The organism is Micromonospora sp. IBHARD003 (assembly GCF_056106285.1).
Map to the genome: position 1 here is coordinate 3,971,263 of NZ_JBWBBX010000001.1, position 12,195 is coordinate 3,983,457.

The window sequence follows — 12,195 nt, forward strand, 5'->3', positions numbered from 1 at the left end:
CGATGCCGCGCGACCTGCCGAGACGCGACGAGCGATCGCAAGGGGAAGGGGGCATCCCCGACGGGCTGCTGGTCGGCCTGCTGGGCTTCCTGCTCGGGGTGACCCTGCTGGTCTGGACGGCCACGGGCCTCGCCGGGCTCTTCGCCCACGGGACCTGGCCGCACGGCGTGACCTTCACGAGCACCCCGCTCGCCATACGCAGCCTGATCTCGGAGCCGCACAACCTCCCGGCCGCATGGCCGGCGGCCCCTGCCGACCAGCTCTCCGGGTACGGGCTGTTCTGGGGCCTGTTCATCGGCGAGCTGATGGTGCTCGTGGTGCTCGCGGTGTTCGTACTCGGGACGCTCGCCCGACTGCGCGCCCTCCGGGCGTCCCGGCGCGAAGCCGCGGCGCCCCTGCAGCGACACCTCCGCACCGGCCGCCGGACAGGGCACCACGGGACGGACACGAGCCCACGGACGAGCCCACCGGCAGAGCCGATGGACGACACGGAGACCGAACGGGCGACCGCCACCGCGGTGGAAGCGCGGCAGCCGACGGAAGCGGGGGACCCGCTGGGCCCGCGGAAGACCTTCACTGCACACGGATCAGCCGCCACCGCGGACGCCGGCCCGGTCACCCGGGCTGCTTCGACCGCCCATGCCGCCCATGTACCGACCGCCGTCCCGGCAGAGCCCGGACCGGTCGAGGCGTCGCCGGCATTCGGCACCGACCGCCCCGCGTCGGAACACATCGTCCCCGCCCCGCGTACCCCACAAGCCCGGGGCGTCGTCTACGGAGACCCGCCCACCCGGAGGCCTTCCGCCGTCCAGGCCATCCTCGACGCCAACGGCCCCGTGCTCGTCGTCACCTCCGACCCCTCCGTGTGGACCGAGACGAAGGACGCCCGCGCCAAGCTCGGTCCCGTCCTCGTCTACGACCCGGGACACCTCTGCGACACCCCGGCACGCCTCCGCTGGGCCCCCACCACGGGCTGCGAGGAGCCCGACACCGCCGCAGCCAGAGCAGTGGCTCTACTGGCCCCGGTACGGCCCCACGCCCGTATCGACGCCGCGGTCGCCGAGACAGCGGAAACGCTCCTGCGCTGCTGGCTGCATGCCGCCGCCGTGGACGGACGCCCCTTCAAACAGGTGCACCGCTGGGCACAGGGCACCAGCGCCCATGAGCCGGTACGCATCCTCCGTACGCACCCCAAGGCCAGATCCGGGCTCGCCGGTCTTCTCGAGTCCGCACTCACCGCACATCCCGAACGCCGGGAAATCGCACAGGAACTGACGGCCCGTGCCCTGGCATCCCTGTCATCGATCCACATCCGAGACGCCTGCACATCAAATCGAGCAGATTCGCTCGCGCTGGAATCATTTGTTGTCGAGGGGGGCACTCTCTATGTGGTGGGTGAACCCATTGAGGATCCCCGCACCCGCCCCGGAGCAATGCCTCTGCTGACCGCCGTCACCTCGAGCGTGGTCGAGCACGGCCGCCGCATGGCTGCACGGTCATCCGACGGCCGGCTCGACCCACCACTCGTCCTGGTGCTCGACGACATCGCCGCCGTAGCACCGCTGCCTCTGCTGCCCGAGCTGCTGACGTCCGGAGCCGACCTGGGCATGCCCACACTGGCCTTGCTCCGCTCCCGCGAACAGGGGCGCGCACGCTGGCCGGGCCATGACATCCTCACCGGCTGAACCTCCGTCACCAGACAGCATCCGTCAGGGAAGAGCGGCACGGGGAACGTCAGGGAGAGATGGCTGGAAGGAACGGCTGGGAAGTACGTCAGGATCGGAGTGCAGCACCACGAGGCAGCTCGAACTCCAGCTCCATCGCGGTCTCGTCCCCCGGCACGGGGATCTTCACCCCACTGGGCCGGAAGCCGATCCGACGGTAGAAGGCCTCGGCTCGCGCATTGGACTCGTGCACATACAGCCTCACACGTTCGACGCGGGGCTCCTCCAGCGCCCAGGACCACTCGACGGCGGTCCGGAACAGCTCGTCAGCCAGCCCACCGCCACGTGCCTCGGGCTTGACGAACACTCCGACCAGATGAGTCTGGTCGACCGTCGCCGGCGTCCCGAACCGCGCGTCGTCCTGCGGCCGCTCAACCAGTACGGTCACCGTGCCGTCCCAACGGCCGTCGGCGGCCTCGGCGATGAACTGCGTGACCCACACTCCCGCTGCGGAAGTGCTCGCACGTTCCCGCCAGAAGTCCGGGGACCTGTCGACCGCCTGCTCGTACGTCTCCAGAAAGGCGAGGGGAGCGGCGGGATCCTGCAGCGCGGCGAGCCGGATGTCCCGGACCTTCTCCCAGTCGTCGGCGCGCACGGCGCGAATGGTGTAATCCATGCGCCGATCCTCCCGAGCACCGTCACGCGGGTCAAAGCAATTCCTCCGGGCACCTCCGGTGGGAGCACGGAGCCCATGAACGCAGAAAAGCCCCGTACCATCAAAGGTACGGGGCTTTCCCGGAAAAATTGTTCGGCGGCGTCCTACTCTCCCACAGGGTCCCCCCTGCAGTACCATCGGCGCTGAAAGGCTTAGCTTCCGGGTTCGAAATGTAACCGGGCGTTTCCCTAACGCTATGACCACCGAAACACTATGAAGAAATCAAACACCACCGGCATAAACGGGGGCGTGTTCGTTACTTCAGAACTAACACAGTGGACGCGAGCAACTGAGGACAAGCCCTCGGCCTATTAGTACCGGTCAACTCCACACGTTACCGTGCTTCCATATCCGGCCTATCAACCCAGTCGTCTACTGGGAGCCTTACCCCATCAAGTGGGTGGGAGTCCTCATCTCGAAGCAGGCTTCCCGCTTAGATGCTTTCAGCGGTTATCCCTCCCGAACGTAGCCAACCAGCCATGCCCTTGGCAGAACAACTGGCACACCAGAGGTTCGTCCGTCCCGGTCCTCTCGTACTAGGGACAGCCCTTCTCAAGACTCCTGCGCGCGCAGCGGATAGGGACCGAACTGTCTCACGACGTTCTAAACCCAGCTCGCGTACCGCTTTAATGGGCGAACAGCCCAACCCTTGGGACCGACTCCAGCCCCAGGATGCGACGAGCCGACATCGAGGTGCCAAACCATCCCGTCGATATGGACTCTTGGGGAAGATCAGCCTGTTATCCCCGGGGTACCTTTTATCCGTTGAGCGACGGCGCTTCCACAAGCCACCGCCGGATCACTAGTCCCGACTTTCGTCCCTGCTCGACCCGTCGGTCTCACAGTCAAGCTCCCTTGTGCACTTACACTCAACACCTGATTGCCAACCAGGCTGAGGGAACCTTTGGGCGCCTCCGTTACTCTTTAGGAGGCAACCGCCCCAGTTAAACTACCCATCAGACACTGTCCCTGATCCGGATCACGGACCCAGGTTAGACATCCAGCACGACCAGAGTGGTATTTCAACGACGACTCCACAACCACTGGCGTGGCCGCTTCAAAGTCTCCCACCTATCCTACACAAGCCGAACCGAACACCAATATCAAACTGTAGTAAAGGTCCCGGGGTCTTTCCGTCCTGCTGCGCGAAACGAGCATCTTTACTCGTAGTGCAATTTCACCGGGCCTATGGTTGAGACAGTCGAGAAGTCGTTACGCCATTCGTGCAGGTCGGAACTTACCCGACAAGGAATTTCGCTACCTTAGGATGGTTATAGTTACCACCGCCGTTTACTGGCGCTTAAGTTCTCAGCTTCGCCCCACCGAAATGGAGCTAACCGGTCCCCTTAACGTTCCAGCACCGGGCAGGCGTCAGTCCGTATACATCGCCTTACGGCTTCGCACGGACCTGTGTTTTTAGTAAACAGTCGCTTCTCGCTGGTCTCTGCGGCCACCCCCAGCTCACCGAGTAAATCGGATCACCAGACGTGGCCCCCCTTCTCCCGAAGTTACGGGGGCATTTTGCCGAGTTCCTTAACCATAGTTCACCCGAACGCCTCGGTATTCTCTACCTGACCACCTGAGTCGGTTTAGGGTACGGGCCGCCATGAAACTCGCTAGAGGCTTTTCTCGACAGCATAGGATCATCCACTTCACCACAATCGGCTCGGCATCAGGTCTCACCCTGTATGAGAGACGGATTTACCTATCTCTCGGGCTACACCCTTACCCCGGGACAACCACCGCCCGGGCTGGACTACCTTCCTGCGTCACCCCATCACTTACCTACTACCACCTTGGATCAGCGGCTCCACCACTCCCCCTCACTCCGAAGAGATCAAGGGCGGCTTCACGGCCTTAGCATTAATGGATTCGATATTGGGCGCTTCAAAGCGGGTACCGGAATATCAACCGGTTGTCCATCGACTACGCCTGTCGGCCTCGCCTTAGGTCCCGACTTACCCTGGGCAGATCAGCTTGACCCAGGAACCCTTAGTCAATCGGCGCACACGTTTCCCACGTGTGTATCGCTACTCATGCCTGCATTCTCACTCGTGAACCGTCCACAACTCGCTTCCGCGGCTGCTTCACCCGGCACACGACGCTCCCCTACCCATCACAGTCCCCGTTGGGGGTACATACTGCAATGACACGACTTCGGCGGTACGCTTGAGCCCCGCTACATTGTCGGCGCGGAATCACTTGACCAGTGAGCTATTACGCACTCTTTCAAGGGTGGCTGCTTCTAAGCCAACCTCCTGGTTGTCTCTGCGACTCCACATCCTTTCCCACTTAGCGTACGCTTAGGGGCCTTAGTCGATGCTCTGGGCTGTTTCCCTCTCGACCATGGAGCTTATCCCCCACAGTCTCACTGCCGCGCTCTCACTTACCGGCATTCGGAGTTTGGCTAAGGTCAGTAACCCGGTAGGGCCCATCGCCTATCCAGTGCTCTACCTCCGGCAAGAAACACACGACGCTGCACCTAAATGCATTTCGGGGAGAACCAGCTATCACGGAGTTTGATTGGCCTTTCACCCCTAACCACAGGTCATCCCCCAGGTTTTCAACCCTGGTGGGTTCGGTCCTCCACGAAGTCTTACCTCCGCTTCAACCTGCCCATGGCTAGATCACTCCGCTTCGGGTCTAGAGCGTGCAACTCAATCGCCCTATTCGGACTCGCTTTCGCTACGGCTTCCCCACACGGGTTAACCTCGCTACACACCGCTAACTCGCAGGCTCATTCTTCAAAAGGCACGCAGTCACGACACAGAGACAAGTCTCTGTGCGACGCTCCCACGGCTTGTAGGCACACGGTTTCAGGTACTATTTCACTCCGCTCCCGCGGTACTTTTCACCATTCCCTCACGGTACTATCCGCTATCGGTCACCAGGGAATATTTAGGCTTAGCGGGTGGTCCCGCCAGATTCACACGGGATTTCTCGGGCCCCGTGCTACTTGGGAATAACTCAAACGAGCCGCTGATGTTTCAGCTACGGGGGTCTTACCCTCTACGCCGGGCCTTTCGCATGCCCTTCGCCTACATCAACGGTTTCTGACTCGTCTCATCGCCGGCAGACGATGAAAGAGAAATCCCACAACCCCCACGACGCAACCCCTGCCGGGTCTCACACGTCATAGGTTTAGCCTCATCCAGTTTCGCTCGCCACTACTCCCGGAATCACGGTTGTTTTCTCTTCCTGAGGGTACTGAGATGTTTCACTTCCCCTCGTTCCCTCCACACTGCCTATGTGTTCAGCAGCGGGTGACAGCCCATGACGACTGCCGGGTTTCCCCATTCGGAAACCCCCGGATCAAAGCCTGGTTGACGGCTCCCCGGGGACTATCGTGGCCTCCCACGTCCTTCATCGGTTCCTGGTGCCAAGGCATCCACCGTGCGCCCTTAAAAACTTGGCCACAGATGCTCGCGTCCACTGTGCAGTTCTCAAACAACGACCAGCCACCCATCACCCCATCCTTCAACAGGACGAGTTCACTGGGGCCGGCAACCCGAAGACACAAGCTCACGCTCGTACCCTCAGACACCCAACAGCGCGCCCGACACGATCAGTTGAGACTCTGCGTTCCACGCCGAAGCAGTACTAACAGTCTCTCATCCTGAATCGTGCCGAATAATCAACGTTCCACCCATGAGCTACCAGCACCGGACATTCGCCGATGTTCTGGCCTCTGACCAACCGAAGCTGGTGAGAAGTGCTCCTTAGAAAGGAGGTGATCCAGCCGCACCTTCCGGTACGGCTACCTTGTTACGACTTCGTCCCAATCGCCAGTCCCACCTTCGACAGCTCCCTCCCACAAGGGGTTGGGCCACCGGCTTCGGGTGTTACCGACTTTCGTGACGTGACGGGCGGTGTGTACAAGGCCCGGGAACGTATTCACCGCAGCAATGCTGATCTGCGATTACTAGCAACTCCGACTTCATGGGGTCGAGTTGCAGACCCCAATCCGAACTGAGACCGGCTTTTTGAGATTCGCTCTGCCTCGCGGCTTCGCAGCTCTTTGTACCGGCCATTGTAGCACGTGTGCAGCCCAAGACATAAGGGGCATGATGACTTGACGTCGTCCCCACCTTCCTCCGAGTTGACCCCGGCAGTCTCCTGTGAGTCCCCATCACCCCGAAGGGCATGCTGGCAACACAGAACAAGGGTTGCGCTCGTTGCGGGACTTAACCCAACATCTCACGACACGAGCTGACGACAGCCATGCACCACCTGTATACCGACCACAAGGGGGCGACCATCTCTGGCCGTTTCCGGTATATGTCAAGCCTTGGTAAGGTTCTTCGCGTTGCGTCGAATTAAGCCACATGCTCCGCTGCTTGTGCGGGCCCCCGTCAATTCCTTTGAGTTTTAGCCTTGCGGCCGTACTCCCCAGGCGGGGAACTTAATGCGTTAGCTGCGGCACCGACGACGTGGAATGTCGCCAACACCTAGTTCCCAACGTTTACGGCGTGGACTACCAGGGTATCTAATCCTGTTCGCTCCCCACGCTTTCGCTCCTCAGCGTCAGTAATGGCCCAGAGATCCGCCTTCGCCACCGGTGTTCCTCCTGATATCTGCGCATTTCACCGCTACACCAGGAATTCCGATCTCCCCTACCACACTCTAGCCTGCCCGTATCGAATGCAGACCCGGGGTTAAGCCCCGGGCTTTCACATCCGACGTGACAAGCCGCCTACGAGCTCTTTACGCCCAATAATTCCGGACAACGCTTGCGCCCTACGTATTACCGCGGCTGCTGGCACGTAGTTAGCCGGCGCTTCTTCTGCAGGTACCGTCACTTTCGCTTCTTCCCTGCTGAAAGAGGTTTACAACCCGAAGGCCGTCATCCCTCACGCGGCGTCGCTGCATCAGGCTTTCGCCCATTGTGCAATATTCCCCACTGCTGCCTCCCGTAGGAGTCTGGGCCGTGTCTCAGTCCCAGTGTGGCCGGTCGCCCTCTCAGGCCGGCTACCCGTCGTCGCCTTGGTAGGCCATCACCCCACCAACAAGCTGATAGGCCGCGGGCTCATCCTTCACCGCCGGAGCTTTCAACCCTCCCCCATGCGGAAGAGAGTGGTATCCGGTATTAGACCCCGTTTCCAGGGCTTGTCCCAGAGTGAAGGGCAGATTGCCCACGTGTTACTCACCCGTTCGCCACTAATCCACCCCGAAAGGCTTCATCGTTCGACTTGCATGTGTTAAGCACGCCGCCAGCGTTCGTCCTGAGCCAGGATCAAACTCTCCGTGAATGCTTACCCGACTGCGCTTAACAAAAAGCTGCGGGCTGACACCACGAGAGCGGTGCGACCAGGAGGAATAATCCCGATCGCACACAGCGTCCTCGCTGTGTATCGCCTACCCACCACAAGTGGCCGGTAGGACTTTTCAAAGGAACCTCATCTCCACGATGGGAGACGGGGTATCAACTAATCTGGCGTTGATTTTTGGCACGCTGTTGAGTTCTCAAGGAACGGACGCTTCCTTCGTACTCACCCTCTCGGGCTTTCCTCCGGGCGCTTCCCTTCGGTGTTTCCAGCTTAGCAGACCCGATTTCTCGTTTCCGCCACCCGCCGGACCGGGCTGCCAGAACATTCCTCCGCTTTCGCGAATTCCCTTTCCGGCGTTTCCGACTCTATCAGATCCTTTCGGGCCCGATTCCCAGTCAGAGGGGGGTTGTCTTTCCGGCCCTGCGGCCGTTCCGACGTTCCGAACTCTAGCTGATTTCCCAGGCGACTCATAATCGAGTCCCGTGAAATGAATTTCGGCATGCGAAATTCACCCCGGCTGGGGGATCGTGCAGAGTTTGGTTGCCGCTACTGCGGCGGGAGGGTCGGCACAGAACCGTATCGGCTCCGTGACAACTCGAAGAACCTTACGGAGCGCCGAGGGGTGTGTCAAGCCAACTCTCCCCCCGTCAGTCCAGGTCGCTCAGCCGGCCTCCCGCGTCCGGCTGGGTGTGCTCGACCCGGCGCAGGAGGCGGATGAGCATCTCGCCCAGGACCGCGCGCTCTTCGCCCGACAGGTCCTGGAGCAGTTCCTCCTCGAAGTCCGTCGCCATGCGCATCGCCTCGAGCCACTTCGTCCGGCCCTCGTCCGTCAGCTCGACGATCACGCGGACGCGGTTGCTCTCGTCGCGGTCCCGGGTGACCAGGCCCTCGTTCGCCATCCGATCGATGCGGTGGGTCATGGCGGCCGGGGTGAGACCGAGGCGCTTGGCCAGTTCACCGGGACCGAGGCGGTAGGGCTCGCCCGCGAGCACGAGGGTCTTCAGGACCTCCCACTCGGCGCTGCTGATGCCGAGTGCGGCGACCTGGCGGCCGTACGCGACGTTCATCCGGCGGTTGAGCCGGCCGAGTGCGGAGACGACCTTCTCGACCTGAGGGTCGAGGTCCCGGAACTCGCGCTGATAGGCGGCGATCTGCTCGTCGAGGCTCGGCTCCTGCGCGGGCTGCTGCGTCGAGAGGGCCTTCGGCGTGGCGTCCGGCGTCGCCGTCTTCGTGCGGCCGGACCGGTCGGAGGTGTCGGGCATGGCGTCACTATCCCATGCATCCGGTTGGCTTCTAAGTCCTTCGATGTGTACTGTTCAAGTCCTAACTTTAGTTTCGAAGTCTTGAGGGTTCAGTCCTCCGGACTCCAACCAGATCGAGGCAGGTGAGTGTGACCAGGGTGAGGGGCGCCGCGATGCGCCGGATTCAGGCGGGGAACGCGCTGAGCGCGTTCGGGCTCGGCTTCACGGTTCCGTATCTCTATGTGTACGTGGCCCAGGTGCGTGGGCTGGGGGCCACCACAGCCGGGGTGGTCCTCGCCGTGTTCGCCATGGCCGCGCTCGTCGTCCTGCCCTTCACCGGACGGGTCATCGACCGCCGGGGCCCCCTCCCGGTCGTGGTCGTGGCCGCCCTGCTCGCTTCCCTCGGTGCACTGGGGCTGGGACTGTCCGGGAACGTCGCCATGGCCGTGCTGTCGGCGGCGGTGCTGGGCGCGGGTACCGCGGTGATGCAGCCCGCACTCGCCACGATGATCGTCTGGTGCTCCAGCTCGGCCACCCGTACACGTGCCTTCGCGATGCAGTTCTTCCTGCAGAACCTCGGCCTCGGCATCGGCGGGCTGATCGGCGGTCAGATCGTCGACCAGAGCCGCCCCGGCACCTTCACCCTGCTGTTCGCCATCGAATCGGCGATGTTCGTCGTCCTGGCAGGTCTCGCGGCGACCGTCCGGATGCCCGCCTCTCCGTCGATCCGGGACTCGATGCCGGAGAACATCGAGGCCAAGGCAAAGGGGGGACTGCGAGCGCTGCTCGGTCACCGGGCGATGGTGCAGCTGTGCGTCCTGGGCTTCGTCCTCTTCTTCGCCTGCTACGGGCAGTTCGAGGCCGGGCTCGCGGCCTACGGCATCGAAGCGGCCGGCATCGGCCCGGAGACGCTGGGCTACGCCCTCGCGGCGAACACCGCGGTGATCGTGGTCGCGCAGTTCCTCGTGCTGAAGTACGTCGAGCGGCACCGGCGCACCCGGGTGATCGCCGCCGTGGGGCTGATCTGGGCCGTCGCCTGGCTGCTCGCGGGGTACGCCGGGCTCGGACACGGCAGCCAGGCCATGGCGGCAGCAGCGTTCGTCTCCACGTACGGGCTCTTCGGGCTCGGCGAGGCGATGCTGTCACCGACCGTGGCGCCGCTCGTCGCCGATCTGGCCCCGGAGTCGATGGTCGGGCAGTACAACTCCGCGTTCGCACTGGTCAAGCAGCTCGCGCTGGCGGTCGGTCCGGCGGTGGGCGGACCGATGGGCGCCTCGCTGCACGGCCCGTACATCGTGACGTTCTTGCTCTTCTCCCTCGGCATCACCGCGCTGGCCCTGCGGCTCGGCAAGCGGCTCACGCCGGTACAGGACCGCCCCGCCCTCGTCGCGAAGTCGCGGATCGTGGCCCAGCGGCGGCCGGACCACGACACGGTCGAGGCCACCGTCTGAGCCGTCCTGGCCAAATCACCCGAACGAGTGAGGCCCTCGGGGGTCGGTCGGGGTGGCCGCGCCATGGCGGCCGGGCGGTGGGTCCTGCTGGTCGGGCAGCGCGAACTCGCACCACACCGCTTTTCCGCCGCCCGGAGTGCGGCGGCTGCCCCACGACGAGGCGATCGTCGCGACGATGGAGATCCCCCGGCCCGCCTCGTCCTCCGTCTCCGCGCGGCGGCGGCGCGGCAGATGGTCGTCCCCGTCCGTCACCTCGATGATCAGGCGCCGGTCGGTGCGGCGGAGCCGCAGGCGCATCGGCGGGGTGCCGTGCTGGAGGGAGTTCGCGACGAGCTCGCTCGCCGCGAGCACGCCCAGATCGCACAGCTCGACCGGGAACCGCCAGGAGGCGAGCACGCCGGAGGCGAACGCACGGGCGCGGGGCGCCGCTTCGACACCGCCGAGGAGCTCCAGGGCGGCGTTGTGGAACAGCTCCGCGTCCGTTCCCGTACGGGTGGGGTGCTCGAGGACGAGGACCGCGACGTCGTCGTCGTGCTCGGCCGTCACCCCGAGGGAACGGATCAGCCGGTCGCAGACCACCTGCGGGGCGCCCGTGGCTCCGGCGAGCGCACGCTCCAGGGCGGCGACGCCTTCGTCGATGTCCTCTCCCCGCCGCTCGACGAGGCCGTCCGTGTACAGGACGGCGAGGGAACCGGGCGGGAGGGCGATCGTGGCGGACGTGTGCAGCCAGCCACCGGTGCCGAGCGGCGGACCTGTCGGTTCCTCGGCGCGGTGGACCGTACCGTCCGCGTCCCGGACGAGGATCGGCAGATGGCCCGCCGACGCGTACACGAGGCGGCCCTCGTTGGGGTCGTGGACGGCGTACACACAGGTGGCGATCTGGCTGGCGTCGATCTCGGACGCCAGTCCGTCGAGCAGCTGCAGCACTTCGTGCGGCGGCAGATCGAGGCGGGCGTAGGCCCGGACGGCCGTGCGGAGCTGGCCCATGACCGCGGCGGCGCGCACCCCGCGGCCCATGACGTCGCCGATGACCAGGGCGGTGCGGCCGGCGCCGAGAGTGATCACGTCGTACCAGTCGCCGCCGACCGCGGCGTCCGTGCCCCCGGGGCGGTATTCGGCGGCGATCCGCAGGTCGTCCGGCTGTTCCAGCTCCTGCGGAAGCAGCGAGCGCTGGAGGGTGACGGCGGTTTCGCGGTGGCGGCGCTCGCTGGCGCGCAGACGCTCGGCGGCCTCCGCATGGTCGGTCACGTCGGCGGCGAACACGAGAACACCGCTGCCGCCTCCGTCACCGCCTCCGTCCTCGGCGTCGCCGGCCGCGGCATCCCGGCCGGGTGCGGCGGCCGGCAGGCAGGTGACCGTGTACGAGCCGCCGCCCTGGATCCGGCGGGACTTCACCGTGCGCGGTCTGCCGCTGCGCAGCACTTGGTCCATCAGTGGCAGCAGGCCCAGCTCGGCGAGCTCGGGGCAGGCGTCCGCCGCGGGGGCGCCGACGGCCCGGTGTCCGAAGGCCGCCGCGTACGCGTCGTTGACGTAGGCGACGCGGTGCTCGGGGCCGTGGACGAGTGCGACGAGGGCGGGGAGCGGGCCGAGGAGCTCTTGCACGGCGAACTGCTCCAGCCTGGGAGGCTCACCGGCGTCCGCCGCGCCGGAGCCGTCGGTCATGGCATCGGTGCCATGCGGGGCCGTGGCGCCGTCGGAGGCTTCGGCCGCATCGGAAGGAAGCTCGGGTCGCCGGTCGTACTCACCGCGGGCCGCGGGCACGGAGCCGCGGGCGATCCGCGCTGCGGCGCGACGCTGCGTACCGGGGAGCCGGGCGCTCCAACGCGTGAAGTTCACGGATTTTCAAGCCTCGCGTGT

Annotated in this window: 5 protein-coding genes and 3 rRNA genes; 2 read left to right on the forward strand and 6 right to left on the reverse strand. The window is 64.6% G+C overall.

Annotation, left to right across the window (positions count from 1 at the left end):
* The first annotated feature begins 2 nt into the window (after window positions 1-2).
* Complete coding sequence (locus tag ACTWOL_RS17655; protein WP_474297697.1) at window positions 3-1,685, forward strand: hypothetical protein; 1,683 nt, start codon at window positions 3-5, stop codon at window positions 1,683-1,685.
* Window positions 1,686-1,773: 88 nt separating this feature from the next.
* Here the strand turns inward: ACTWOL_RS17655 and ACTWOL_RS17660 are convergent, their stop codons facing one another.
* From ACTWOL_RS17660 to ACTWOL_RS17680, 5 genes are all read right to left on the reverse strand, one after another.
* Window positions 1,774-2,340: a GNAT family N-acetyltransferase gene (locus ACTWOL_RS17660; protein WP_474297698.1), complete on the reverse strand. Its 567-nt coding sequence runs from the start codon at window positions 2,338-2,340 to the stop codon at window positions 1,774-1,776.
* Window positions 2,341-2,470: 130 nt separating this feature from the next.
* A 5S ribosomal RNA gene (gene rrf, locus ACTWOL_RS17665) occupies window positions 2,471-2,587 on the reverse strand.
* Between the two features lie 83 nt (window positions 2,588-2,670).
* Window positions 2,671-5,794: ribosomal RNA gene (locus ACTWOL_RS17670) — 23S ribosomal RNA — on the reverse strand.
* A 308-nt stretch (window positions 5,795-6,102) separates the two neighbouring features.
* Window positions 6,103-7,628, reverse strand: a 16S ribosomal RNA gene (locus tag ACTWOL_RS17675).
* The 16S, 23S and 5S rRNA genes sit together here, the layout of an rRNA operon.
* A 665-nt stretch (window positions 7,629-8,293) precedes the next feature.
* Complete coding sequence (locus ACTWOL_RS17680; RefSeq protein WP_474297699.1) at window positions 8,294-8,908, reverse strand: MarR family winged helix-turn-helix transcriptional regulator; 615 nt, start codon at window positions 8,906-8,908, stop codon at window positions 8,294-8,296.
* A 152-nt stretch (window positions 8,909-9,060) separates the two neighbouring features.
* Here ACTWOL_RS17680 and ACTWOL_RS17685 point away from each other — a divergent pair, with 152 nt between their 5' ends.
* Window positions 9,061-10,338, forward strand: a complete 1,278-nt coding sequence (locus ACTWOL_RS17685) for an MFS transporter (protein WP_474297700.1) — start codon at window positions 9,061-9,063, stop codon at window positions 10,336-10,338.
* A 15-nt stretch (window positions 10,339-10,353) separates the two neighbouring features.
* Here ACTWOL_RS17685 and ACTWOL_RS17690 read toward each other — a convergent pair whose 3' ends face one another.
* The gene (locus tag ACTWOL_RS17690; RefSeq protein ID WP_474297701.1) at window positions 10,354-12,174 is read right to left on the reverse strand and encodes an ATP-binding SpoIIE family protein phosphatase; all 1,821 of its coding nucleotides are present in this window, start codon (window positions 12,172-12,174) and stop codon (window positions 10,354-10,356) included.
* Window positions 12,175-12,195: the final 21 nt, after the last annotated feature.

Coding starts and splice junctions, on each gene's coding strand:
- ACTWOL_RS17680 (WP_474297699.1), bottom strand. CDS start 8,908: ATGCCCGACACCTCCGACCGGTCCGGCCGCACGAAGACGGCGACGCCG.
- ACTWOL_RS17655 (WP_474297697.1), top strand. CDS start 3: ATGCCGCGCGACCTGCCGAGACGCGACGAGCGATCGCAAGGGGAAGGG.
- ACTWOL_RS17660 (WP_474297698.1), bottom strand. CDS start 2,340: ATGGATTACACCATTCGCGCCGTGCGCGCCGACGACTGGGAGAAGGTC.
- ACTWOL_RS17685 (WP_474297700.1), top strand. CDS start 9,061: ATGCGCCGGATTCAGGCGGGGAACGCGCTGAGCGCGTTCGGGCTCGGC.